This is a genomic window from Luteibacter sp. dw_328, from assembly GCF_018449605.1.
GTDB lineage: Bacteria > Pseudomonadota > Gammaproteobacteria > Xanthomonadales > Rhodanobacteraceae > Luteibacter.
The window spans coordinates 434,855-458,299 of sequence record NZ_JAAVUW010000004.1 but is presented as its reverse complement, the minus strand read 5'-3'; the positions used below and the strand labels follow the sequence as shown (position 1 = coordinate 458,299).

At 65.1% G+C, this 23,445-nt stretch carries 23 protein-coding genes; 7 read left to right on the top strand and 16 right to left on the bottom strand.

The features are described 5' to 3' along the window. Position 1 precedes the first annotated feature (1 nt). Positions 2-1,183: a sialidase family protein gene (locus tag HB634_RS12405; RefSeq protein WP_213948773.1), complete on the top strand. Its 1,182-nt coding sequence runs from the start codon at positions 2-4 to the stop codon at positions 1,181-1,183. Beyond that, a complete protein-coding gene (locus HB634_RS12400; RefSeq protein ID WP_213948772.1) occupies positions 1,183-1,641 on the top strand; it encodes a hypothetical protein in 459 nt (152 codons plus the stop codon). Before HB634_RS12405 ends, HB634_RS12400 begins: the two co-directional genes overlap by 1 nt. A gap of 12 nt (positions 1,642-1,653) precedes the next feature. On the opposite strand, the gene HB634_RS12395 is transcribed toward HB634_RS12400, so the two are convergent. The 3 genes from HB634_RS12395 to HB634_RS12385 all read right to left on the bottom strand — a co-directional run bounded on the left by HB634_RS12395 (position 1,654) and on the right by HB634_RS12385 (position 4,132). Continuing rightward, a complete protein-coding gene (locus HB634_RS12395) occupies positions 1,654-2,646 on the bottom strand; it encodes a HAMP domain-containing sensor histidine kinase (RefSeq protein ID WP_213948771.1) in 993 nt (330 codons plus the stop codon). A 26-nt stretch (positions 2,647-2,672) separates the two neighbouring features. Continuing rightward, entirely contained in the window at positions 2,673-3,401 is a 729-nt protein-coding gene (locus HB634_RS12390) for a response regulator transcription factor (protein ID WP_036111366.1), read from the bottom strand. Between the two features lie 119 nt (positions 3,402-3,520). Then, positions 3,521-4,132 carry an arylesterase gene (locus HB634_RS12385; protein ID WP_213948770.1) on the bottom strand — a complete coding sequence of 204 codons (612 nt, stop codon included), beginning with the start codon at positions 4,130-4,132 and terminating at the stop codon, positions 3,521-3,523. On the opposite strand from HB634_RS12385, the gene HB634_RS12380 reads away from it, so the two are divergent. Together HB634_RS12380 and HB634_RS12375 are read left to right on the top strand one after the other, a co-directional pair. Continuing rightward, positions 4,131-4,817 (top strand): ATP-binding cassette domain-containing protein, encoded by a 687-nt coding sequence (locus HB634_RS12380; RefSeq protein ID WP_213948769.1) that lies wholly within the window; start codon positions 4,131-4,133, stop codon positions 4,815-4,817. The genes HB634_RS12385 and HB634_RS12380 overlap by 2 nt on opposite strands. Next, on the top strand, positions 4,814-7,297 hold the full coding sequence (locus tag HB634_RS12375) for an FtsX-like permease family protein (RefSeq protein WP_213948768.1): 2,484 nt from the start codon (positions 4,814-4,816) through the stop codon (positions 7,295-7,297). The genes HB634_RS12380 and HB634_RS12375 overlap by 4 nt, the downstream gene beginning before the upstream one ends. A 3-nt stretch (positions 7,298-7,300) precedes the next feature. Here HB634_RS12375 and rimI read toward each other — a convergent pair whose 3' ends face one another. The 3 genes from rimI to pssA are packed head-to-tail and all read right to left on the bottom strand — an operon-like array spanning position 7,301 to position 9,037. Next, positions 7,301-7,774, bottom strand: a complete 474-nt coding sequence (rimI, locus tag HB634_RS12370; RefSeq protein WP_063574341.1) for a ribosomal protein S18-alanine N-acetyltransferase — start codon at positions 7,772-7,774, stop codon at positions 7,301-7,303. Between the two features lie 4 nt (positions 7,775-7,778). Beyond that, a complete protein-coding gene (locus HB634_RS12365; RefSeq protein ID WP_213948767.1) occupies positions 7,779-8,243 on the bottom strand; it encodes a hypothetical protein in 465 nt (154 codons plus the stop codon). A gap of 8 nt (positions 8,244-8,251) precedes the next feature. Next, complete coding sequence (gene pssA, locus HB634_RS12360) at positions 8,252-9,037, bottom strand: CDP-diacylglycerol--serine O-phosphatidyltransferase (protein WP_213948766.1); 786 nt, start codon at positions 9,035-9,037, stop codon at positions 8,252-8,254. 164 nt (positions 9,038-9,201) lie between these two features. Between pssA and HB634_RS12355 the strand changes: the two genes are divergently transcribed. The 3 genes from HB634_RS12355 to HB634_RS12345 all read left to right on the top strand — a co-directional run bounded on the left by HB634_RS12355 (position 9,202) and on the right by HB634_RS12345 (position 11,861). Next, a complete protein-coding gene (locus HB634_RS12355; RefSeq protein ID WP_063573973.1) occupies positions 9,202-9,612 on the top strand; it encodes a DUF4124 domain-containing protein in 411 nt (136 codons plus the stop codon). 63 nt (positions 9,613-9,675) lie between these two features. Then, positions 9,676-11,379: a proline--tRNA ligase gene (locus HB634_RS12350; RefSeq protein WP_213948765.1), complete on the top strand. Its 1,704-nt coding sequence runs from the start codon at positions 9,676-9,678 to the stop codon at positions 11,377-11,379. 158 nt (positions 11,380-11,537) lie between these two features. Next, a complete protein-coding gene (locus HB634_RS12345; RefSeq protein ID WP_063573196.1) occupies positions 11,538-11,861 on the top strand; it encodes an H-NS histone family protein in 324 nt (107 codons plus the stop codon). A gap of 168 nt (positions 11,862-12,029) precedes the next feature. Here the strand turns inward: HB634_RS12345 and HB634_RS12340 are convergent, their stop codons facing one another. The 10 genes from HB634_RS12340 to HB634_RS12295 form a co-directional block, all read right to left on the bottom strand. Continuing rightward, the gene (locus tag HB634_RS12340) at positions 12,030-13,283 is read right to left on the bottom strand and encodes a threonine/serine exporter family protein (protein WP_345777495.1); all 1,254 of its coding nucleotides are present in this window, start codon (positions 13,281-13,283) and stop codon (positions 12,030-12,032) included. A 22-nt stretch (positions 13,284-13,305) separates the two neighbouring features. After that, positions 13,306-13,761 carry an NfeD family protein gene (locus HB634_RS12335; protein ID WP_063573195.1) on the bottom strand — a complete coding sequence of 152 codons (456 nt, stop codon included), beginning with the start codon at positions 13,759-13,761 and terminating at the stop codon, positions 13,306-13,308. A gap of 4 nt (positions 13,762-13,765) precedes the next feature. Beyond that, a complete protein-coding gene (locus HB634_RS12330) occupies positions 13,766-14,731 on the bottom strand; it encodes an SPFH domain-containing protein (protein ID WP_063573194.1) in 966 nt (321 codons plus the stop codon). 49 nt (positions 14,732-14,780) lie between these two features. Then, entirely contained in the window at positions 14,781-16,172 is a 1,392-nt protein-coding gene (locus HB634_RS12325) for an ATP-binding protein (protein WP_213948764.1), read from the bottom strand. Between the two features lie 18 nt (positions 16,173-16,190). Beyond that, positions 16,191-17,525, bottom strand: a complete 1,335-nt coding sequence (locus tag HB634_RS12320; protein ID WP_213948763.1) for a sigma-54 dependent transcriptional regulator — start codon at positions 17,523-17,525, stop codon at positions 16,191-16,193. An 84-nt stretch (positions 17,526-17,609) separates the two neighbouring features. Continuing rightward, on the bottom strand, positions 17,610-18,830 hold the full coding sequence (locus HB634_RS12315; protein ID WP_213948762.1) for an ABC transporter permease: 1,221 nt from the start codon (positions 18,828-18,830) through the stop codon (positions 17,610-17,612). A gap of 1 nt (position 18,831) precedes the next feature. Continuing rightward, positions 18,832-20,136: an ABC transporter permease gene (locus HB634_RS12310; protein ID WP_213948761.1), complete on the bottom strand. Its 1,305-nt coding sequence runs from the start codon at positions 20,134-20,136 to the stop codon at positions 18,832-18,834. Between the two features lie 21 nt (positions 20,137-20,157). Continuing rightward, positions 20,158-21,372 (bottom strand): FtsX-like permease family protein, encoded by a 1,215-nt coding sequence (locus HB634_RS12305; protein ID WP_345777494.1) that lies wholly within the window; start codon positions 21,370-21,372, stop codon positions 20,158-20,160. Positions 21,373-21,382: 10 nt separating this feature from the next. Further along, a complete protein-coding gene (locus HB634_RS12300) occupies positions 21,383-22,690 on the bottom strand; it encodes an ABC transporter permease (RefSeq protein ID WP_213948759.1) in 1,308 nt (435 codons plus the stop codon). A gap of 29 nt (positions 22,691-22,719) precedes the next feature. Then, the gene (locus HB634_RS12295) at positions 22,720-23,430 is read right to left on the bottom strand and encodes an ABC transporter ATP-binding protein (RefSeq protein ID WP_063571321.1); all 711 of its coding nucleotides are present in this window, start codon (positions 23,428-23,430) and stop codon (positions 22,720-22,722) included. Between the last annotated feature and the right edge of the window lie 15 nt (positions 23,431-23,445).

Here is a 23,445-nt window from a genome sequence, read left to right as displayed (position 1 = left end):
CATGCGTCGCCTCGCTGCACTCGCTTCACTACTGCTTGCCGGTATCACCTCGGCAGCCGCCGACGACATGCACGGCATGGCCATGGCTCACGAAGCGCCGCTGGGCTTCGATGCGGCCATCGACGCGGGCGGCCATGTATGGGTCGTCGATACCGTGGGCGAGCACGTGCGTGCGCGCCGTTCGGACGACATGGGCCGGACCTTCGCCGTCTCGACGATCGTCAATCCGACCGGCGAACTCCTTTATGCCGAGGGCGAGAACCGCCCCAAGATAGCCCTGGGATCGAAAGGCGAGCTGTACGTGACGTGGTCCCAGCCACGCAAGCTTCCGTGGACGGGCTTCGTGCGCTTCTCTCGCTCGCTCGATGGCGGCGCACACTTCGACGCCCCGATCACCGTGCACACCGACCGCGCCGAGATCACCCACCGTTTCGATTCGCTTGCCGTCGACGGCAAGGGCAACATCATCGTCGCGTGGATCGACAAGCGTGATGTCGAGGCAGCCAAGGTCGCCGGCAAACCGTATCTCGGCGCGGCCACGTACTACAGCTGGTCGACCGACCGCGGCGCGCATTTCGCACCGGAACGCAAGATCGTCGACGAGAGCTGCGAGTGCTGTCGCATCGCCCTGGCGCGGGCGCCCGACGGATCGATCGATGCCTTCTTCCGCGCCATCTATGGTGACAACATCCGCGATCATGCCTTCGCCAGCCTGCCCATTGGCGGCGCAACGCCGAAGGTCGAGCGCGCGACGTTTACGCAGTGGCATATCGAGGGCTGCCCCCATCACGGACCGGCGCTTTCGATCGATGCGAAAGGCACGCGCCACGCCGTGTGGTTCAGCGCAGCCGATGGCAAGGCGACGATCTGGTACGGCCAGCTCATGCCGGGCGCGCCGCCGTCGCATCTCACCACCGTCGCAACCACCGGTGCGTCGCACGCGGACCTTCTCGCCGACGGTACCCATGTGTGGATCGCATACCACCAGATGTCCCCGCAGGGACTGAACCTGATGCTGCGCGAGTCCACCGATGGCGGCGTCAGCTTTGGCGAGCCACGGCAGATCGCGCACACGACGAACGAATCCGGCTGGCCGAAACTCGTGCTGTGGAATCATCGCGCCTTCGTGGCGTGGAATCCGGAAGGACAGTTCCGCCTGGTGCCGACGGAGGCCCTGCAGTGATGGAGCGGCTGCTTTTGCTTACCGCGTTGACCGTCGCGATGCCCGCGTTCGCGGCGCCGCCGGTTGCCCTCGCTCCCGCCGACGTGACCGCGTTGGTGGCACCGCCGGCCAAGGGCGTGCGCATCGTCGCGCTGTGGGCGCTCGAGTGTGCCTATTGCGAGGAGAACCTGTCAGCGCTGGCCACATGGCAACGCCAGCACGCGGGTGTCGACCTCGTATTCGTCGCCACGGATTCGATCGGCCAGCGGGATACCCTGGATGCGCGGCTAAAGGCGGCGCGGCTCGATACCGTGCCGTCGCGGGCGTATGCCGACGCGACACCCGACCGGATCAATTACCTGATCGATCCCGCCTGGGGCGGGGAGACGCCGCGAACGCTGGTGATTCGTGCGGATGGGACGCGTAAGGCGTTCAGCGGAGCGTTGACTACCGAGCGGATCGCCAGTTTGATCAACTAAGGTTTCGCCGGATCACACTTCGACAGGCTGAGGGTGCGGGAACCTCACGCTCGCCACGCGGCTGGCCCCCGGCAACGAACGCAGTTCGAGTGGCCACTGAAAGCGATCCGAGAGGCGCCGTGCGATCGCCAGGTCAAACCCGTGGCGGTCCACTGAGGCATGTCGGCGGCTGCCCTCTTCCGGCGTGTCGACCGCCGGGTTGATCACGCTCACGCTACCCGGCATGACCGTCACCACGATCACGCCCTGATCGGTCTGCTGCAACGCATGCCGGATCAGCTGCCCACAAAGCACCGCGAACACACGCGGTGACGCGTGCAAGGCGAAGCTGGCGGGTTCATCGAGAATGAGCTCAACCGGGCGCCCCGCAATGAGCTCGCGGGCGTACTCGACTTCCTGGCGCAGCACCTTGTTGACGACGAAGTCTTCTTCGGCAAGTCCCTGGTCCGACTCCCTCGAAAGAATCAGGAACGCTTCGACCAATGCTTCGAGCTCGCGTGTGGAACGACGTATGCGCTCCAGCGACCGGTGACCGAAGTCGGAGAGCTCCGTCTCGTCGGCAAGCATGTCCGACGACATCTTGATCACCGTCAGCGGACTGCGCAGTTCATGGCTCGCGTCGCGTGTGAAATTGCGCTCGCGCTCACCATAACCGTCGATGCGCGACGCCAACCCGTGCAGGCCGCGAATCAACGAGCCAACGTCATTGTCGGACCGATTGCCACTTTGCGAGTCCAACTGGGCCATATCCGGTTTATCCGGGTCCCAGCCTTCGAGCAGGCGCGCGAGTGCCGCGATGGGCACCCACTCGCGAGACACCGCCAGCCACGCCAGACCGCCCGACGACAGCATGATGGCTATCGCCGCACCGATCGGCGCGACATTGTTCGCCGCCATCAGCGAGGCGATGACGACGACCAGGGTCTGCAGTGCGAAGACAATCGCGATACGTGCACGGAATGAACCGCGCCGACGCCTTGCCCCCTGCGTTTTGTTGCCTTCCATCGATTACATCCGGTGCCGCAAGGCCTTCATGCCGTCTGCGATGCCGCGACTTCAGAATCGAGATCGGCCAGACGATAACCTGCCGAATGAATCGTATGCAGGAGCGGACGGTCGAATGGCTTGTCGATGACACGGCGCAGGTTGTAGAGATGCGAACGCAGGGTGTCGGAATCCGGCAGCGTATCGCCCCAGATCTCGCGTTCGATGTCCCGGCGGCTGACCACGCGCGGCGATTCGCGCATGAGGATGGCGAGTAGCTTCAGGCCGATCGGAGAAACGGTGAGTTCCTGACCGCCGCGGGTGAGGCGCAGCGTGGCCGTGTCGAGAGTCATATCGCCCACGTTGAGTACTTCGGAGGACACCTGACGGCGGTCGCGGCGGATGAGCGCGCGCAGGCGGGCTTCCAGTTCGCGCACTTCAAAAGGCTTGACCAGATAGTCGTCGGCACCGGCCTCGAGGCCCACCAGTTTGTCTTCCAGGGTGTCGCGCGCCGTAAGCATGAGCACCGGGGTCGACTTCTTGCCGTCCTTGCGCAGCTTGCGGCAGACATCCAGGCCGTCCATACCAGGCAGCATGAGGTCCAGCACGATCACGTCGTAGCTGTTGGAGACCGCCAGGTGAAGGCCGCTGACGCCATCGGCGGCGTAGTCGACCGAGTAGCCCCGACGTTCAAGGAATTCGCCCACCATCTCGGCGATCTGGCGATTGTCCTCGACAAGAAGGATCAGGCCGGCCTGTTCGTCGCGGTTGCTCATCGGGTATCACTCCTCTGTGATTCACAAATGTGAAGAGTTAACGGCCGGACCAGTGAGAACCGTGTGAAGACCGAAAACGAGCATTCATTCTGCGGACGACAACGTGGAGGTTATGTCGTTTAGCGGAGCAGCGGCGTAAGCGCCTTCCACACATTGTCGGCCACACGGGGCTCACCTTGCGCTGTGGGATGGAGCCCGTCGTCCTGCATGAGAGCGGGATCCAGCGCGACGCCGTCGAGCAGGAAGGGCACCAGCCCGACCCTATGCTTCTGTGCGGCATCCGCGTAAACCTTGCGCAGGCCGTCCCGGTATTGCGGGCCGTAATTCACCGGCAATTCGATGCCCAGCAACAGCACCTTCGCCCCGGCGCCCTTCGCGGCGTCGATCATGCTGTCGAGATTGCCCGCGAGCTGCCCCAGGGGCAGTCCCTGCAGGCCATCGTTCGCGCCCAGTTCGATCACCACGACCGAGGGATGCTGTTTCTGCAGGAGACCGGGCAGCCGGTTGCGCCCGCTCAGAGAGGTCTCTCCGCTGATACTGGCATTGACCATCGTCCACGGCGTCGCCATGTTCGACGTGCGAGCGTCCAGCAAACGCACCCAACCGGCGTCCACCGGGATGTTGTGCGCCGCCGACAACGAGTCCCCGAGCACCAGCACCTTGCGCGGCGCCTCCGCCGCGGAGGCGATGGCGCACCAGACGAACAGCAACAGGAACAGGCAACGACGCATGAGCGATTCTTCCCGAGTTCTTCTTGAAGTGGCCGATGTTAGCAAGTCGGTTTTCGGCCCGGAGGGACGGCTGGATATCCTGTCCGGGGTGAACCTCAGCGTGGCCGCTGGCGAGAGCTTCGCCATCGTGGGTGCCTCCGGCTCGGGCAAGACCACCCTTCTGGGCCTTCTGGCCGGCCTCGACGTGGCCACGGCGGGCAGCGTGCGACTGGACGGGCAGGCCCTCGAGGCCATCGACGAGGAAGCGCGCGCGGCCATTCGCCGTCGCCTGGTCGGCTTCGTGTTCCAGTCGTTCCATCTGCTGCCGGCGCTGACCGCCGAAGAAAACGTGATGCTGCCCCTGGAACTGGAGGGCGACAACGCGGCGCGTGAGCGGGCGCATGCCGCGCTCGATTCCGTCGGTCTCGGTGCGCGACGCCGTCACTATCCGGCCCAGCTCTCCGGGGGCGAACAGCAGCGTGTCGCGCTGGCCCGCGCCTTCGTGCACCGGCCCCGCATCCTCTTCGCCGACGAGCCCACCGGCAATCTCGATCAGCACACCGGCGAGCATATCGGCGACCTGCTTTTCGCGATGAACAGCGAGCACAACACCACGCTCATCCTGGTCACCCACGACGCGCGCCTCGCTGCCCGTTGCGCACGCTCGGCGGAATTGCATGAAGGCCGCCTCGGGGTGCCCGCGTGAATGTGACCCGGCTTGCCCTGCGCACGCTGCGGCGCGAATGGCACCTCGTCGAACTGCGTACCCTGGCGGCCTCGTTGGTGCTGGCGGTGATCGCGCTCGGCGTCGTAGCGACACTGTCCACCCGTATCGAGCGAGGCATCCTCGCCAGCGCTGCCGAGCTGATCGGTGGCGACATGGGCGTCTCCGCCCCGGCCCCTTTGCCTGATCCGCTCCTGCGCTCGGCGACGGACGACGGCCTGAGGGCGTCCCGCGGCGCCGCGTTTCGCAGCGTCGCTTTCGTCGGCGAACACAGCCAGCTGCTCGACGTACAAGCCACGGATGCCGCGTATCCGCTGCGTGGAACCCTGGAGGTTGTCGACGCGAAAGGAAGCGACCACGCCAGCCACGGTCCGGCTCGCGGTGAAGTGTTCCTCGACCATCGCGCACTCGTGGGACTGGGCATCAAGCCCGGGCAGAACGTGCAGATTGGCGGCCGCGACCTCACGGTCGGTGCAGAGCTGATTCGCCAGCCCGACGGCGGCGAGCTGTTCGCCCTGGCCCCGCGTGCGCTGATGAACCTGGACGATGCAAACGACGCCGGCCTGCTTTCCGTCGGCAGTCGCGCGCGTCACAGCCTGCTCGTGGCAGGATCGCCCGCAGCCATCGCCGCATGGCGTGCCCGTGTGGAACAGGGTTCGCTTCCTCACGGCGGTGAACTGATCACGCCGGAGAAAATGCAGGAACGCATGCGCTCGGCCTTCGACCGCGCCAGCGCGTTCCTGCGCCTGACGGCCCTGCTTTCCGCGCTGCTCGCCGGCGTGGCGATTGCCCTGGCCTCCTCACGTTACGCACGGCGCAAGGCCGCCGAAGTGGCGCTGCTCCGTGCACTGGGCACACCGCGACGTCGCATCGCCGCGCTCCTGGTGACGACACTTGCGGCGCTGGCCATCCCCGCCGCGGCGCTGGGCATGGCGATCGCACTGGGACTGGCGCAAGGCGCCTGGTATTTCGCCAGCCAGCTATTCGACAACATTCCCACCACGCTGCCCCTGGGCCCGGCCTTCGCCGCCGCGGCGATGGGCCTGGCAGTACTCGCGGGCTTTGCGCTGCCACCGCTCGTGCGCCTGGCCGAAGTGCCCCCCGTCGCGGTCTTCCGCGAATCCATGCAGCGCCGCGTCCGTCGGTTCGATGCCCTCTATCTGGTGCCCGTGCTGACGGCCGTGGCCCTGCTCTGGCTGCAGAGCGATTCAGCGAAGCTGGCCGGCATCCTCGCCGCGAGCCTCGCTGGCGTGGCGGTGGTCGCCGCACTTCTGTCCGGGTTGCTCCTGGTCATTGCGAGGCGGGTGGCACCGGGCGCGCATCCCGCCCTGCGCCTGGGACTGGCCGCGCTCGCCCGACGTCGGGGACTATCGCTGGTCCAGGCCACGGCGCTGTCGCTCGGCCTCTGCGCCCTCCTGTTGCTCGCCGTGATCGCACCGTCCCTGCTCGACGGCTGGCGGCGAGAGCTGCCAGCGGATACGCCGAACTGGTTCGCGCTCAATCTGCAGGACGAACAGCGTGAGGCGTTCTCCCACGCACTCGAGCACATGGGTGCCAGCAAGACGAACATGATGCCCCTCGCGGTGGGCAAGCTCACCGCGATCAACGGAACGTCGGTCGATCGCATCGCGTTCGTCGACGACCAGGCCAGGGACGCTGCGGACCGGCAGCTACGCCTGTCCTGGAGTGCCGATCTGCCTCCCTCGAACAAGGTCGTCGCCGGAACGTGGCCGGGCGCCGCCCCTGCGCAGGCCGAGGTATCGGTCGACACCTCCTGGCGCGACCGCTTCCACCTCAAGCTCGGCGACACGCTCCGTTTCGAGGTCGGCGAAGGCACCGTGGAGGCGCGCCTGACCAGTGTGCGCCAGGTCGACTGGGGCTCATTCCGCGTCAACTTCTTCCTGATGATCGATCCCGCTCATGCGACTGCGTTGCCCCACACGTGGCTGACCAGCTTCTATCTTCCGCGCGGCCATGCCGACGACCTGGCGAAAGTCTCGCGAGACTTCGGCAATCTCAGCCTGATCGACGTGGACGCCCTGCTCGACCGAGTGCGCGAAATCGTCGACCGGGTCGGCGGAGCCGTTCGATGGGTACTCGGCTTCAGCCTGCTCGCCGGTGCGCTGGTGCTTACCGCCGCGCTGGCGGCAAGTGCCCAGGAGCGCCGCAAGGAAGCCGCCCTGCTGCGTACGCTCGGTGCCACGCGCGCGCAGCTACGGGCGGCCGCGGCCTGCGAGTTCGCATTACTCGGGCTGGTCGCCGGCCTCACCGCCGCGCTCGGTGCCAGCGGCGCGGGTTTCTGGCTGGGCAACGCGGTGTTCCACATCGAGCACTTCGTTCCGCCCGTGTGGCCACTGGTCGGTGCGGCCCTGCTTGCCGCGCTGGTGGTGATGGCGATCGGCCTGTTCGGCACGCGGCGAGTCCTCAGGACCTCACCGATGGCCTTGCTTCGCGAGGGGTGAGGCTCAACCGGAGATATGCATTTCCAGTGACATGACGATCGCCTCCTCGCGTCCACCCTTTGCCGGGTAGTACGCGGGGCGGCGACCTATCTCGGTGAAGCCGAGCGTCTCGTACAAGGTCTTTGCGACGGGATTCGAAGGGCGGACCTCGAGGAAGATCCGTTCGACACCGTACCAACGAGCGAGATCGATCAGCCTGCGCATCATCCGGCGGCCGTAACCCAGGCCGCGGTGGGCGTCGCCGATGCACACGTTGAGCACATGGGCTTCGCCGGCGGCGACCGAGAGGATGCCGTACCCGGCGATCTCGCCCTCATGCACCAGCACCCAGCAGTTGTGCCCGGCCTGCAGGCAATCCCGAAAAATGCCCGCGCTCCAGGGAAACTCATAGGATGCGTGCTCGATCGCCACGACCGCGTCGAGGTCCTCTCGCCGCATGGCGCGTACTTCCGTCGAGGGGCGGGTCACGGCGACCATGCTGTCAGCCCGTGATGAAGGCGCGTCCAAGCGCGCGCAGGCCGTTCCACAAACGGCGTTTCGCGGCCGCGTCGACGAGGATCGTCGAGGGCGGATCGACCAGTACGATCTGCGCCGCGCTCAGCACGGCCGCCGGCAGGTCACGCCCCAGGGCGCGCGCCTGCGCTTCGCCGAACACGAGATAGGCCCCTGCCGCCGGAACCTGACCGAGGCCACGCTCGCCCACTTCCAGGCGTGCGGCGCGGCCCGTCACCGGGCCGAAGGCGCGCAGCGCCTTGCCGAGCAGTTCGAGTTCGCGGGCACTGCTGCCGGCCGGGAGGATCACCACGCAGCCGACGTGGTCGCCGACGCCCGCCTCGTTGGCGGATACGACGCTGTCGGCCGTTGCCACCTCGCCTACCCGCAGGCGCCATGGGGTGACCCCCATGACCCGGAGGAGACGTTCGCGGCGTTCGGCGACGGCTGGCATCGGGGCGTTTACTCCGGGGCCTTGGCGTGGCGGCGAACGCGACGACGATGCGTGGCACGGCCCCATAGCGTGTGGATCGGTCCGGAGACGGTGTAGATCACGGCCACGGCGAACAGGACGCGTGCCGTATCGATCAGAAGCAACACGACGATCAGCACCGCCGCGATCAACCAGATGAAGGGCACGCGATCGCCCTTCGGCCAGGCCTTGAAGCTGTAGTAACGCACGTTGCTGACCATGAGCAGGCCGGCGATGACGGCCAGCGGCATGGCGAAGAACGCCACCGACGGCCCGGAAATATCGAACTTCTCCATCGTCCAGACAAACGACATGCACAGCCCGGCGGCGGCCGGACTGGCCAGCCCCTGGAAGTACCGTTTGTCGGCGACGCCCACCTGGGTATTGAAGCGGGCCAGGCGCAACGCGGCGCACACGGCGTAGATAAAGGCCGCGGCCCAGCCGATCTTGCCCCACACCGGGCCAAAGGCCGCCAGCGAGGACAACGACCAGGTGTACAAGACCAGCGAAGGCGCCAGGCCGAAGCTGACGAGGTCGGAGAGCGAGTCGTACTGCACGCCGAATTCGCTCTGCGTGTTGGTCATGCGCGCGACGCGACCGTCCATGCCGTCCAGGATCGCCGCAACGAAAACCGCCAGCGCGGCCGTCTGGTAGTGCCCACCGATCGCCGAGACGATCGCGTAGAACCCCGAGAACATCGCACCGGTGGTGAACAGGTTGGGCAGCAGGTAAATGCCGCGATGTCGCGGCCCCTGGGCCTGGATCGGATCGCTCATGGGCCAATGCCGTGACGTGGGGCAACAGTGTAGCCCAGGCGCCGTAAAGCGTCAGTCCGACGCCGCCGTGGGCTCCGCCGCACAAAAGGCCACATCGTCGCTTGCGTGTCCTTCGATCCGGTGATAGTTGTTTGCGCCACTAATCACCCTGCCGGATGGCCCGCATGCGCCGTTACCTAGTCCTCGCCCTTCTCGTGGCGGTCTGTCCTCTGGCGTTGGGCCAGGCCTATAAGTGGAAGGATGCCCAGGGCGTCACGCACTATGCCGACTCCCCGCCACCCGCCGGCACGAAGGTCGAGAAGATCAAGACCAGCGGCGTCGTGATTCCGCCGGCAGGCAACCCGGCACCGGCCTCGACAGCGGCGGCGAAGCCGGCCGCGCCGGGCCCTGTCGCCGATACACCGGCCAACCGGGCCAAGCTGTGCGACCAGCTGCGCAAGAACGCGGAGACACTGAGCAAGGAAAAAGTGGTGTCCGTGGACGATGGCAACGGTGGTTCACGCAACCTCGATGACGCCGGGCGGGCCCGCCAGGTCGAGACGACCCAGGCGCAAATGGTCCTCTACTGCAAGTAATCCGCCGCTCGCGGGGCGAGTAGCCAGCCTATAATCCCCGCTTTCACCCGAAAGACATCCCGCATGCGCCTCAGCCAGTTCCACCTCGCCACCGTCAAGGAAGTCCCCGCCGACGCGGAAGTCACCAGCCATAAGCTGATGCTGCGCGCGGGCATGATCCGCAAGCTGGCCTCCGGCCTCTATACCTGGTCGCCGCTGGGTCTGCGTGTGTTGCGCAAGGTCGAGCATGTGGTGCGCGACGAGATGGTCCGCGCCGGTGCGATCGAGGTGCTCATGCCCTCCGTGCAGCCACGCGAGCTCTGGGACGAAACGGGCCGTTGGGAGAAGTTCGGCGGCCAGCTCCTCAAGATCAAGGATCGAAAAGAGCAGGAGTTCTGCTACGGCCCCACGCACGAGGAGGTCATTACCGACTTCGCGCGTAACGAGCTGAAGAGCTACAAGCAGCTGCCGCTCAACTTCTTCCAGATCCAGACCAAGTTCCGCGACGAGATCCGCCCGCGCTTCGGCGTGATGCGCGCGCGCGAGTTCCTCATGAAGGATGCCTACTCCTTCCACCTCACCCCGGAATCGCTCGGCGAGACCTATCAGGTGATGTACGACGCGTATTCGCGCATCTTCACCCGCCTCGGCCTGGAATTCCGCGCGGTCGACGCCGATACCGGTGCGATCGGCGGCAGCGCCAGCCATGAGTTCCAGGTACTCGCCGACTCCGGTGAAGATGCCATCGCGTTCTCCGATGCCTCGTCGTACGCGGCCAATATCGAGAAGGCCGAAGCGATGGCGCCGAACGGGGAGCGCCCTGCCCCCTCGGCCGAGCTGACCCGCATCGACACCCCGAAACAGCGCACGATCGATGAGGTGACCGCGTTCCTCGGCGTCCCGGCCAGCCAGGTGGTCAAGACCATCCTGGTACGCGGCCGCGAGGGGCTGGTTGCGCTGTGCGTACGCGGCGACCACGACGTCAACGAAGTGAAGGCGGCCCACCTGCCCGAACTGCCGGACGACTCCGAACTGGCCAGCGAAGAAGAAATCATCGCTGCCACCGGCGCCCGCCCCGGCTCCCTCGGTCCGGTCGGCCTTCCCGACTCGATTCCGATCATCGTCGACCGTAGCGCAGCCGTGCTCGCGGACTTCGTCTGCGGCGGCAATCAGGACGGAACCCACTACACGGGCGCCAACTGGCAGCGCGATGCACGTATCAATCGCGTGGCCGACATCCGCAAGGTCGTCGACGGCGACCTCTCCCCGGACGGCAAGGGTCACATCCGGATCGCGCGCGGGATCGAGGTCGGCCATATCTTCCAGCTCGGCCAGAAGTACGCCGAAGCCATGGGAGCCAGCGTGGTCGACAGCAACGGCAAGATGGCCACCATGTACATGGGCTGCTACGGCGTAGGTGTCAGCCGCATCGTCGCCGCTGCCATCGAACAACGTAACGACGAGGCCGGCATGATCTGGACCGATGCCATGGCGCCGTGGCGCGTGGCGGTATGCGTCATCAATCCGAAGAACGACGCCGTCGTCGCCGAAGCGGCCGAGTCGCTCTACCAAGAACTTTCGCAGGCCGGCATCGACACCGTGCTGGACGATCGGGGCCTGCGTCCCGGCTCGATGTTCGCCGACATCGAGCTGATCGGCATCCCGCACCGTGTGGTCGTCAGCGGACGCGGCCTGGAGGCGGGCACGTTCGAATATCGCGCTCGCACGGACGCTGAAAGCCGGAACGTTTCCCGCCAGGAACTCCTGACGCTGCTCGGCGCCTTATAATCGAAGGATTAGTGGCGTGGTTATCTGCCGCTATTCGATGTAGGTAAAACTCAGCTAATTCACGCAAATGCCGGATGGAAACATCCGGCATTTTGCTTTTTGTCGCATAACCAGCTAAAAATCCCGGCGCGAACGTTAATCCTCCACGGGAGACTCCAATGGCTGTCGATATCAAGAACCTCAATCACAACCAGCTTAATGAGCTGATTTCCAAGGCCCAGGTACGCCAGACCGAACTGCGTAAGGAGAAGGTCACCAAGCTGCGCGAAAAGATCAATGCGCTGATCAAGGCCGAGGGGTTCACGTTCGACGACGTATTCGGCGCCCGCGCCCCGAAATCCAAGCGCGCCGGCACCACGGTCGCTGCGAAATACCGTAATCCCGGCAATGAAGAACAGACCTGGTCGGGCCGCGGCAAGCGCCCGCGCTGGTTCAATGAGGCGCTCAAGGCCGGCACGAAAGAAACCGACATGCTGGTCTGAGTCGTCGCATTAACCGAATACCGGGCCCCGCTTAATGCGGGGCTTTGGCTTTTTGTAGGAGCCGATTCATCGGCGATGGGTGTTTGCCTGAACCTGGCCCGCTACCGCGGGATCGCCGATGAATCGGCTCCCACATTTCTGCGGTGGATTCGAAATCCTGCGGCGGATTCAAAGCGATCGGCGCGGCGCCACGATCAGGTCGCCGAACAGCAAGCCGGCGACGAGGGACACCAATAAGGTCACGCCGAGCAGGCCAGTGTCCATGCTCAGCGAGGCATCGCGGTCGAGCAGGTAGGAAACACTGCGGAAACTCACCGAGCCCGGCACCAGGAGGATGATGCCCGGTTCGCGCACGACCGCCCCGGGTTGCTGCGCATAACGGGCGTACACGTTGCTCAGCGAGCCAAGCAACAGTCCGCCGACGAACACACCGAAGGGCGCGCCCGGCAGTGAACCGGAGATGCTGCCTCCCCATCGCGTGGCCAGGTAGCCCAGTACCACCGAACCCATCACGACCAGCCAGTCGCGCTTCGCGGCACGAAAAAGAATAGCGAACGAGAAGGCACCCAGGAGGAGCGACGGCCAGTCCGCCCAGGCCGGCAAAGGTGGCAGGGCATAGCTGCGCGGAATGATACCCACGGCTTCGCAGAGCTGGCTGGCCGCCACGGTGCCGAAGGTGAGCTTGAGCAGGGTCGCTATGGCGCCGCCCATGCGGGCGACGCCGGCGACCAGATGCTGGCTGGATATCTCGCGCACCGCCGTCGTCAGTGCCATGCCCGGCAACAGGACGATCAGGCTGCCGAGGATCACCGACTTCAAGGCCAGTGGCACGACATACGCACTGACGACCGTGGCGATGACCGTCGCCACCATGGCGCTGATCGCTTCGCTGGCGGCCGCCAGACGCGGCCGACTGCCCGAGGCGACCGTGATCAGGCCAATCAGCACGCCGATGACACCGGCGGTGATCAGGTCGGGCCAGGAGCTATGCAACAACAGGGCGACGACGCTGGCCGCGCACAGCCCGTAGCTCGCGATGACGCCGAGCTGGGCCAGGAAGGTCTCCGGCGCGCCGAGCTTGCGCAGTAGATGAAAGCCTTCGCGCAGTTCCATCTGGCCGTCGATCACCGAGTCCGCAATGCGGTCGGCCTCGCACAGGCGTGCCAGGTTCACATCGCCCGGTGGCAGGCGCATCACCTGGGTCACCTGGGCCACGCCATCGTCGCCCTGCCCCAGATCGGCGAAGGACACGATGATGGCGGTGGGACTCGACCAGACCTCGGCGGAAAGGCCAAGGCGCTGGGCCGACCGCGCGATCGCCGTCTCCAGGCGAGGCGCGGTGGTTCCGTACTGATGCAGGCGACGGGCGAGTTCGGTCAGGAAAGCGATGCGGGTGTTGATCGCCGTGGTGGCGAAGCTCACCGGAACGCTCAGCGGCACGGCCTCAGGCAACGTCCACCGCCTTCACGCGCAGGGTGGTGCCGTCGATACCGACGACCTCGATCGTCGCGCCCAACGGAAGATCGGGACCGACGACCAGCCACATGCCATCACCGACGCGAGCCTTGCCGCGCCCGTTGACGATGGGCTCGCACAGCGAAAAGCGTTGCCCGATCAGCTGGTCGCCACGACGATTCAGGCGCTCGTTGCCGACCGGCACGATGCGCTCCAGGCGCGGACGGACGAACTTCCAGTAGGCGAAGCAGGAGACGAAAGCGAGCACGCCGAAGACGACAGCCTGCGTGATCGCTCCCATGTCGGGGAGCACGGCGACCAGCCCGCCCATGACGGCGGCGGCGATACCGATCCACAGCATGAAGTAACCGGGAAGCATGACTTCGCCGCCGATCAGCACCAGCGCGGCGACCCACCAGAAGTAGTGCAGGGCCAGTTCGGTCATGGCATCAACGCGGCGGCAGCGGCGCGCGGGGGCCGCCGGCGACGGGCTCGGCCGGAGCGCGCTGGGCGGTAAGGGAATCCTTGGCCAGCTCGGCAATGCCGGCGAGCGAGCCGAGAATGCCGGCCGATTCCATCGGCAGCAGGAGCATCTTCTGGTTCGGCGACCTTGCCATTTCCTTCAGCGCGTCGACGTAGTTGTTGGCGACGAAGTAATTGAGCGCGTTGACGCTGCCGCCGGCGATCGCGTTGGAGACCATCGTGGTGGCTTTCGCCTCGGCCTCGGCAAGGCGCTCGCGTGCCTCGGCTTCGCGGAAGGCGGCTTCCTTTTTGCCTTCGGCGGAGAGGATGGCCGACTGCTTCTCGCCTTCGGCCTTGAGGATGGCGGCCTGGCGATACCCTTCGGCGTCGAGGATGTTGGCGCGCTTCTCGCGCTCGGCCTTCATCTGCCGTGCCATCGCGTCGACGAGGTCGCGCGGCGGCGAGATGTCCTTGATCTCGATACGGGTGACCTTGACGCCCCACGGGTGGGTCGCTTCATCGATCACGCCGAGCAGCTTGGCATTGATCGCGTCACGCTGGCTGAGGCTCTCGTCGAGATCCATCGAGCCAAGCACCGTACGGATGTTGGTCATGATCAGCGCCAGCGCCGCACCTTCGAGGTTGGCGACCTCATAAGCGGCCTTGGCGGCATCGAGGATCTGGTAGAAGACAACGCCGTCGACGCGAACGACCGCGTTGTCCTTGGTGATGACGTCCTGCGAAGGGACTTCGAGCACCTGCTCCATCATGTTCATCTTGCGACCGATCGCATAGACGAACGGAATGAGGAAATGCAGGCCCGGCGAGAGGGTGCCCGTGTACTTGCCGAACAGCTCCACCGTCCACTCGTAGCCCTGGGGCACGATACGGATCAGCTTGGCCAGCACGATCACGACGACGATGACAACAACCAACGCAACGACGCTTCCCATCCCTTGCACTCCCTCATCCGAATATGTTCCGGAGTATAGGCGAAGCGGGTCAGGGCGTTCCGGCGGGAAGGACCAGGGTGACGCGTAGCCCACCGCCCTCGCGGTTGGCCAGTGCAATGCGGCCGCCGTGGGCTTCCGAGATTTCCCGGGCGAGGGCCAGGCCCAGGCCGGTTCCCGAGCGTTTGGTCGAGTAGAACGGCAGCAAGGCCTGCGCCAGCACGGTTTCGCTCATGCCAGGGCCCCGGTCGGACACCTCGATCAAGGTTTCGCGGCCGACCGCGTGGACCGCGACCGTCACTTCGTTCGATTCGCCGCCCGCCTCGTGGGCGTTCTTGATCAGGTTGATCAACACCTGCTCGACCTGGGTGGTATCGAACCACCCGGGGTGTTCGGGCGGGGCCGATGCCAGACGGAACGAGGCGTGCAAGCCGAGCGCGTCGAGGAAGGGGCCCCACGGCACGGCCCGTGCCTGGGGATTGGGCAACTTGGCGAAGCTCGCGTAGCCGGAAATAAACGTATGCAGGTGCTTCGCGCGGTCGCCGATCGACGCGAACACACCGGGCAGGCGCGCGAGGTCGCCACGCCGGGCAAGCTCGGCGCCCGAGTGCGAAAGCGATGAAATGGGTGCGAGCGAGTTGTTCAGCTCATGGCTGATGACCCTGATCACACGCTTCCACGTATGCACTTCCTGACGGGACAGCTCGCGTGTCATGCGGCGATACAGCTGCAGACGATGGGGGCGGCCCTGCAGGCGGAAACCGCGCTGCGACAGATGGAACGTCTCCTCACTGCCTTCCATTTCGACGGAGAACAAGGCGTCCTCGCCGCTCGCGGCGGCTTCGCGCAGGCTCTCGGGCATGCTCGCGAGAACCTTGGTGAAATCGAGCCCGGCCAGCGAGCGTCCCTCGTTGAAAAGGTGCCGCGCCGCGATGTTCGCGTAAGTGATGTTGTCCGCCGAATCGGTGAGGACGAGCGCCACCGGCGTGTTCTGCACCACGGTGTCCAGCAGCAGTTCGCGCTGGGCCAGATGCTGCCGCTGGTCGCGCAGGGTCTGACCCAGTGCGTTGTGCATGCGGATCAGGTCGCCGAGTTCGTCGCGTCGCGTGGTGCCGATCGACATGCTGAAATCGCCGTCACGGTAGCTGGCCACCGCGCTTTCCAGCGCACGGATCAGACGGCGTATGGGCTCCACCAGCGCATGCGCAACCCACACGGAAAGCGGAACCAGCACCAGCAGGCAGATCAGCAAGGCCGTGCCACCATCGAAAAATTCGACCGGAACGACGTCGGGTAATTTGCCAGGCTTGGCGGGCGCTTCGCGCATCCAGGCCACCAGCTGCGGAAACGGCCAGATGGATACGCCAGCGAACACCATGGCACCGACGATCGCCGAGCCGGCGACGACCAGGGTCATCCGTCCTTCGAGCGAGAGCGTCTTCATGGCAGGGACGCTAGCAGATCACACCGCCAGTCCGTAGCGCTCCATGCGCCGGTACAGCGCCTGTCGCGAGAGGCCAAGGTTGGTCGCGGCGCGGCTGACCACGCCACCGGCCGAGGCCAGTGCAGCCTCGACCGACTCGCGACTCGGCTCGTCCAGGTTGCGGCTCACGCTCGGCGCAGCCGGCGGCAGGTTCAGGTGACCCGGCTCGATACGACCTTCGCTGGCGAGCAGCGCCGCACGGGCGATCGCATTCTTGAGTTCGCGTACATTGCCCGGCCAGGGGTGGGCCAGAAGCGCTTCGCGTGCGTCTTCGCTGAGCTCGGCCTGACCGGCGAGGAAGAACTCGGCCAGCGGCAGGATATCGTCCGTGCGATCGGCCAGCGCCGGCAGGTTCACGTCGATCACGTTGAGGCGGTAGTAAAGGTCTTCTCGGAACGTCCCGGCCGCGATCATCGCCTTGAGATCCGCATTCGTCGCGCTCAGCACGCGCACCTTCGCCTGTCGCGTGCGACCCGAACCCAGCCGTTCGAACTGACCGGTTTCCAGCACGCGCAGCAGCTTCATCTGGCCAGGGAGCGGCAGGTTGCCGATCTCGTCGAGGAACAGCGTGCCGCCGTCGGCCATCTCGAAGCGGCCTTCTCGCGCCTTGTTGGCGCCCGTATAGGCGCCGGCTTCGGCGCCGAAGAGCTCGGCCTCGATCAGTTCGCCCGGCAGCGCACCGCAATTGACCGCGACAAACGGGCCGCGACGAACGGCGGAGTTCGCATGGACGATGGCGGCAATGCGCTCCTTGCCCGAGCCGTTGGGCCCGGTAATCAGGACCGGAACATCGGAACGCGCCACCTGGCAGGCCAGCTCGATGGTGCGGCTCATCGCCTCGGAAGCGAACACCAGGCCATCCAGGTCGTAGCGACCTTCCAGGATTTCACGCCGCTTGCGACGCTCGACCCGGGCGCGGGTCACTTCACGGGTGGATTCGGAAAGCTCGAGCAGGTTCTCCACCGTGGCCAGCAGCTTGGTGTCGTCCCAGGGCTTGGCAAGGTAGTCGGCGGCACCTGCCTTCACCAGTTCGACCGCGGTGTCCAGGTGTGTCCATGCGGTCAGCAGGATCACCGGCAGGTCGGTGTGGCGGCCGCGGATCGCCTTGAAGAGCGCCACACCCTCCTCCCCGGAGGTGGTGTCCGCGGTGAAGTTCATATCCTGGATGACCACGTCCACGCGCTCGGTCGCAAGCGTGGCGAGACCATCCTCGGGCGTCATCGCCACGAGCGGGCGGATATCCCGCAGGGAAAGCGCGAGCGACAGCGCCTCGCCCACGGCGGGGTTGTCGTCAATGATCAGTACGCAGCGCATCTGTACCCTTTGCATGCAGCCATGGATGCTTCCCCCACCGAAAGGGTTGTAACGCCCCCGGCACTTTTTTTCGTGGGGTCCATTCTAGCCACGCGTAGCCACAACCGGGGAAACGGATGCGGCGCGCAGTGCCGGTGCGAGCACCGCCACCTGCCCCAGCGCCCACAGCACGGCCGCACCGACGGGTAGGTAGACGAACGGTAGCCTCGGCAGCTCGTACTCGCGCATCAGGACCAGGTTGATGCCATAGGCCAGCACCATGCCGAGCACGATGCCCATGCTGGCGAGCAGGAAGTTCTCGGTCTGGAAGTAACGCAGCACGTCCACCCGGCGCGCGCCCAGGGCACGCCGCACGCCGATCTGTCGACGTCGCTGACCCACCCAGAAGCTGGCCAGGCCAACGATACCCAGGGCAGTGACGATCAGCAGGATGACGCAGACGCCCACGAGCATGCCGGCCATCGCGCGATCGCCGGCGAAGTGCTTGGCGCGAATCTCGCCGTAGGTATCCTGTTCGACAACGACCCGACGCGGCTCGATCTGCTTGAGCTTCTCCACCGCGCGCGTGAGTACCTGGCCGGACTGACCGGGTTGCGTACGGATAACGAAGGAGCCATTGGTCCCCGTGGTTTCGCGCAGGGGTATGAGGGTCGAGAAGTCGATCCCGTTGCGGTCATGCATGCCCGCTCTGGCCAGGTGCTCCACCACGCCCACCACACGCAATTCTGTCGCGTCGCCGATGTAAATCGACTTGCCCAACGCCGACCCATCGCCAAACACGCGATGCGCCAGCGCCTCGGTGATCACGACGACGCCGGGCTGCTTGCTCCGGTGGGCGATGACATCATCGAGCCATACGTATTCGTCCGGATTGAAGTAGCGTCCGGCGACCAGGCGTGTACCGAGGGTTTCACCCGCCTGTTCGCCATAGAGATTCCCCGAGTCGACCGTGGAAACCTTCTGGGTGGCCGTCAGACGAATGCCGGAGTTCCAGCTCAAGGGCCCGAAAGGCACCGAGTTGAGGATCGTGGCCGACACGACACCGGGAATCTCGCGTAGCGCAGCCAGGTCGGTTTCCGTGCGGGCATGGGTGTCGCCAAACTTGCCGATGTCGGAAACGGCGATGTGAACAACGTTCTGCTCATCGATGCCGCTCGGCAAACTCAGTTGCCCGAGGCGGTCGCTGATCAGAAAAATGGCGTTGCAGACGATCGCGCAGGTCAGTGCGATCTCCAGCACCACTAACGATGCCGTCAGCCTGTGTCGACGAAGCGCGGAGAGAATCGGGAAGATGTCCGTCAACATGTCATTGGCTCTTCAGTTGCAGCGCGGGAGCGACGTGGCAGGCACGCCATGCGGGCAGGACACCAGCCAGCAGGGTCGCCCCGATGGCCAACGCGATGGTCAGGCAAAGCATCGGCACGTCCAGGTGAGCGAGCTGCGCGTACATGGCGGGCTGAAGCCGCACGAGCCACAGCCCGAACCAGGCCAGGAAAAGCCCGGCCAGACCGCCGACGACACCGACCATCCCGGCTTCCATCAGCAGCTGCATGAATACGCTGCCACGCGAGGCACCCAACGCGCGACGCACGCTCAGCTCGCCGGACCGTCGCATGAACTTGGCCAGCATCAGCCCGATGGTGTTGATTAAACAGACAGCGAAGAACCCCAACGCCAGCCAGGCCTGCAGGCGCACATCGCCAGGAACCACTTTCTGGTCGTTCATCCAGCCCATCAGGTCGAGCATCCTTACGTTCGCCGGACGCTCGAAGCGACCAGCCGCCTTTTGTTCCTGTGCGTAGTGCGTAAGGAAATCCAGATACGCGCTCGCCTTGGCCGGGCTGTCCAGTTGCACCCAGAACTGCAGCCAGGTGCACTGGGCAGTCTCCATCTTGCTCTCTTCACCTGACCCCTTGCCCCAGCAAGAGATACCACCCATGCGTGCCAGATGAAGATCCCGCGCCGTGCCGAGCGGCACGTAGATATCTTCCGACCCGCTGTAGTTACCCATGTTCAGGTCGAAGAAATGCGGCACGGGGCGCCAGTGCTTGAGCACGCCGATCACCCGCAGGTCATTACCATCGGCGCGCACCGTGCGCCCCGTGCTGTCCTGCCCGTTGAACAGCCTGTCGTTGAGTTCGCTGCTGATGACCGCCACGCGCGAACGCGCATCGTCCTCGGCCGAGCTCCAACCCTGGCCATAACGGAACGGCGTATCGAACATCGGAAAGAAGTCGGCCGTCGTATAGCGCGCCTGGGTGAAGAAAGGATCCGTGTGCTCGTCGGTGGTCTGCGTCGCCACCTGCCCGCCCACCATCAACGCCTGGCGATCGGCGCGATGGGAGCGCAGGAGGTTCATGCCATCGACCCAGGTGATCTGATCCGGCAAATCGGTGCCCGGCTCGTAATCGGTCATGTCGCGCGGATCGAGCTGCGGGTAAAAAACCGTTGCACTACGCCCCGGAAGGGGATCGCCCGACAGCACGTGCAAGACCGTGAGCGTGGTCATGCACGCGCCGATCCCCAGGGCGATCGCGAGGATCATCAGCGCTGTCAGTGCCCGGCTCCGCTTGAGGCTGCGGAGCGCGAGTTCCATGTAGTAACCGAACATTCCGTTCTCCGTGATGAATCGTCAGACGCTGCGCGTCGCCTCGACAGGCGACACCCGCGATGCACGCAGTGCCGGGGCGAACACCGCGGCCTGACCGAGGGCGAGCAAGGCCACCACACCGATGCCGACATACGTGAGCGAGAGACGTTTCATCTCGAAGTGCGTGAACATCCACTGGCTCAGGCCGACCGCGAGAATCACACCCACGATGACGCCAACCAGCGCGATCAGGAAGTTCTCGGTCATGAAGTAGCTGAGGATGTCGCTGCGACGCGCACCGAGTGCACGGCGCACGCCGATCTGCTTGCGACGCTGACCGACCCAGAAGCTCGACAAACCGACGATGCCCGCCGCCGTGATCGCCAGGAGTACGCCGCAAACGACACTCATCAGGATCGCCATGCCGCGATCGGCCTGATAGGCACGTGCACGCACCATCTCGAATGTGCGCACCCCGTACTTCTCAGGGAGCACCCGCATGCGATTGGCCGCATACAAGGCCTTGGGCGCGTCCTTGAATACGGCATCCTGCTGGCCCGGCTTCGTACGGATCAGGAAGTGCTGGTAACCGCTGTTGAACAAAACCGGCATGATGGTGACGTTGTCCATCGTGTCCCATTCGATCCAGGGGACGGTCAGCTTCTCCACAATGCCGATGATCGTCGACGGCTTGCCCTTGGCAAGGTAGATCACCTTGCCGAGCGCGTTGCCATCGGGAAAGATCTTGTCCGCGAGCACCTTGGTAATGATGACCTGGGGGGCACCGGGCGACTGCTGCGGCTGCACCGTCACCACTTCGCTCGGACTGAAATTACGGCCGGCGATCAGCCGCACGCCCAGTGTCTTCAACGTGTGCTCGTCGCCGAAATACAGCGCTGTATGCACACCTTCCTTCTTCGAATCCGGATCCGTCTGCGCACCTGTCGACCAGCCACCCTGGCGCAGGGGGAACGCGTTGGTCACGTAGGCATCCTCGACACCGGGTAGCGACCGAAGCGTCTGGACATCGGATTTCATGAGGGGCACGAAGTTCTCGGGCGACCCCACGTAACGGTTCTGGATGGCGACCACGTTTGTCTCGTCCATGCCGGTCGTGCGGTTGATGCGATCGATGCGCTCATGGACGATAAAAAGCGCATTGCAGACAATGGCCAGGGTGAGCGCGATCTGCAGCGCGATGAGGATCGTGCCTGCCTTGTGCCGGCGCAACGCGGAAAGAATGGGCTGGATCTGCATGATCATGTACTCAGTTGGATTTCAGCTGCCAGGCCGGCTGGACCTGCGCGGCGCGCCACGTGGGATAGAAGGCGGCGATCAACGAGGCGACGATGGACACCACAAGGGTGAGCAGGATGAGTACCGGGTCGATGGTCGCGAGGCGCGCAATCTGCTCCGGGAACACGAGCCCTACCCCAAGAATGCCCAGGCCCGTGAGCAGCAGGCCGAGCACGCCACCTGCGACGCCTATCGTGCCGGCCTCGATCAGGAACTGTGCGTAAATATCCCGCCGTGAAGCGCCCAGTGCACGACGAACTCCGATTTCCGGCGCACGGCGCATGAACTTCGCCAGCAGCAGGCCGACGGTATTGACCAGGCAAATGACGAGGAAGCCCAGCGAGACGATCAGCGAGACTTCGGATTCGGGCGGGATCACCCGTTGCACGTCAAGCCATGTCATGACGTCGCGCACCTTGACGTTCGGCGCCCAGCGGAATCGACCCGCTGCCTGCTGTGCGGCGGCATAGCCGGTCACGTACTGGCGGTACGCATCCGCGTCGGCCTTGGCAGGCAGTTCGCTCCACAGCGAAAGCCAGATGCACTCCGAGCGGAGGTAATTGTCCCAGCCCTCGCCGGGCTCCTCGACGCAGTTGTTGTTGCCGTCGTTGGGCATCTTGAGATCGATCGCGCGGTTGAATGGCACGTAGACCGAGGCGCCTTCGTCGAAGCCACCCGTATTGGGCACGTCGAAGAACAGCGGCTGCGGTGCCCAGTCCTGAATGACACCGGTGATGCGAAAGAGGCGACCATCCAGGTTCACCTGCTTGCCCACGCTCTGGCCACCGTTGAAAAGCTTGTCGTTGAGCGACTTGCTGATCACGGCAACGCTGGCGTGCTTGTCGTCGTCTTCCCGGGTCCAGCCATTGCCCTGGATGAACGGTACGTCGAACATCGGGAAAAAGTCCGAGCCCGTCGCATACGCGCCTTCGCGAACGGGGAGCCTCGAGGGATCCTCGGGAATCACCGAGACGCCCACCGGATAGGTAATCGCCTGGCGTTTTGCCTTGTGTGCGTTGAGCAAAGCGGTGGCGTCCTTGTAGCTCAACGCCGCAGGCGGCTCGCCCTTCTCGAGCTTGTCGGGGCCCCAGTTGTCCAGCTGGGTCATGTACAGCTGGCTCGACTTCTGCGGTATAGGATCGCGTGACGTGGCGCGAAACACCGAGTACGTCGTCATCGACGCGGCGACGCCGAAACCGATGGCCATCACCATCAACCCGGTGAGGACCGGGTTGCGGCGCAGGCTGCGCAGGCCGAGCTGGAGGTAGTAACTGAACATGGGTGTCCCCGGGATGTTGGGCGGACGGATCAGGAGTGGGCGACGTTGGGCTGCGCGTGGAAGCGCGGCTCTTCGGAAAGGTCCACTACCTGGCCATCGATCACGTGCACGTTGCGCTGCGCACGTGCGGCGAGTTCGGGGTCATGGGTCACCATGACAATGGTGGCGCCTTCGCGATGAATCTCTTCGAGCAGTTCCATGACGCCGCGGGCCATCTGCGTGTCGAGGTTACCGGTCGGCTCATCCGCGAGAAGCAGACGCGGCGAACCGGCAAGTGCGCGGGCGATGGCGACACGCTGCTGCTGGCCGCCGGAGAGTTCCGCCGGGTAGTGCTTGGCACGCGAGGCCAGGCCTACGCGCTCCAACGCATCCATGATGCGCTGCTTGCGCTCGGCGGCTTTCATGCCGCGATAGCGCAACGGCACTTCCACGTTATCGAACACGTTGAGGTCGGGAATCAGGTTGAAGGCCTGGAAGATGAAGCCGATTTTCTCGTTGCGAATGCGCGAGCGGGCGTTGTCGTCGAGCTGGCTGACTTCGACACCGTCCAGGTGGTACTGACCGCCGGTGAAGGTTTCGAGCAGGCCAGCAATCGTGAGGAACGTGGTCTTGCCCGAACCGGAAGGTCCGGTGACGGCGACGAACTCGCCTTCCTTCACGTCGATGTTGAAGTCGCGCAGGGCGTAGGTCTCGACGACTTCCGTGCGGTAGACCTTGGCGAGATGGGTCATCTTGAGCATGGCGGTTCCTTCGTT

What these genes read in the sequence shown, in the direction of transcription:
- HB634_RS12405 (WP_213948773.1), top strand. Translation starts at nt 2, where the DNA reads ATGCGTCGCCTCGCTGCACTCGCTTCACTACTGCTTGCCGGTATCACC.
- HB634_RS12400 (WP_213948772.1), top strand. Translation starts at nt 1,183, where the DNA reads ATGGAGCGGCTGCTTTTGCTTACCGCGTTGACCGTCGCGATGCCCGCG.
- HB634_RS12395 (WP_213948771.1), bottom strand. Translation starts at nt 2,646, where the DNA reads ATGGAAGGCAACAAAACGCAGGGGGCAAGGCGTCGGCGCGGTTCATTC.
- HB634_RS12390 (WP_036111366.1), bottom strand. Translation starts at nt 3,401, where the DNA reads ATGAGCAACCGCGACGAACAGGCCGGCCTGATCCTTCTTGTCGAGGAC.
- HB634_RS12380 (WP_213948769.1), top strand. Translation starts at nt 4,131, where the DNA reads ATGAGCGATTCTTCCCGAGTTCTTCTTGAAGTGGCCGATGTTAGCAAG.
- HB634_RS12385 (WP_213948770.1), bottom strand. Translation starts at nt 4,132, where the DNA reads ATGCGTCGTTGCCTGTTCCTGTTGCTGTTCGTCTGGTGCGCCATCGCC.
- rimI (WP_063574341.1), bottom strand. Translation starts at nt 7,774, where the DNA reads ATGGTCGCCGTGACCCGCCCCTCGACGGAAGTACGCGCCATGCGGCGA.
- HB634_RS12365 (WP_213948767.1), bottom strand. Translation starts at nt 8,243, where the DNA reads ATGCCAGCCGTCGCCGAACGCCGCGAACGTCTCCTCCGGGTCATGGGG.
- pssA (WP_213948766.1), bottom strand. Translation starts at nt 9,037, where the DNA reads ATGAGCGATCCGATCCAGGCCCAGGGGCCGCGACATCGCGGCATTTAC.
- HB634_RS12355 (WP_063573973.1), top strand. Translation starts at nt 9,202, where the DNA reads ATGCGCCGTTACCTAGTCCTCGCCCTTCTCGTGGCGGTCTGTCCTCTG.
- HB634_RS12350 (WP_213948765.1), top strand. Translation starts at nt 9,676, where the DNA reads ATGCGCCTCAGCCAGTTCCACCTCGCCACCGTCAAGGAAGTCCCCGCC.
- HB634_RS12345 (WP_063573196.1), top strand. Translation starts at nt 11,538, where the DNA reads ATGGCTGTCGATATCAAGAACCTCAATCACAACCAGCTTAATGAGCTG.
- HB634_RS12335 (WP_063573195.1), bottom strand. Translation starts at nt 13,761, where the DNA reads ATGACCGAACTGGCCCTGCACTACTTCTGGTGGGTCGCCGCGCTGGTG.
- HB634_RS12330 (WP_063573194.1), bottom strand. Translation starts at nt 14,731, where the DNA reads ATGGGAAGCGTCGTTGCGTTGGTTGTTGTCATCGTCGTCGTGATCGTG.
- HB634_RS12325 (WP_213948764.1), bottom strand. Translation starts at nt 16,172, where the DNA reads ATGAAGACGCTCTCGCTCGAAGGACGGATGACCCTGGTCGTCGCCGGC.
- HB634_RS12320 (WP_213948763.1), bottom strand. Translation starts at nt 17,525, where the DNA reads ATGCGCTGCGTACTGATCATTGACGACAACCCCGCCGTGGGCGAGGCG.
- HB634_RS12315 (WP_213948762.1), bottom strand. Translation starts at nt 18,830, where the DNA reads ATGTTGACGGACATCTTCCCGATTCTCTCCGCGCTTCGTCGACACAGG.
- HB634_RS12310 (WP_213948761.1), bottom strand. Translation starts at nt 20,136, where the DNA reads ATGTTCGGTTACTACATGGAACTCGCGCTCCGCAGCCTCAAGCGGAGC.
- HB634_RS12305 (WP_345777494.1), bottom strand. Translation starts at nt 21,372, where the DNA reads ATGCAGATCCAGCCCATTCTTTCCGCGTTGCGCCGGCACAAGGCAGGC.
- HB634_RS12300 (WP_213948759.1), bottom strand. Translation starts at nt 22,690, where the DNA reads ATGTTCAGTTACTACCTCCAGCTCGGCCTGCGCAGCCTGCGCCGCAAC.
- HB634_RS12295 (WP_063571321.1), bottom strand. Translation starts at nt 23,430, where the DNA reads ATGCTCAAGATGACCCATCTCGCCAAGGTCTACCGCACGGAAGTCGTC.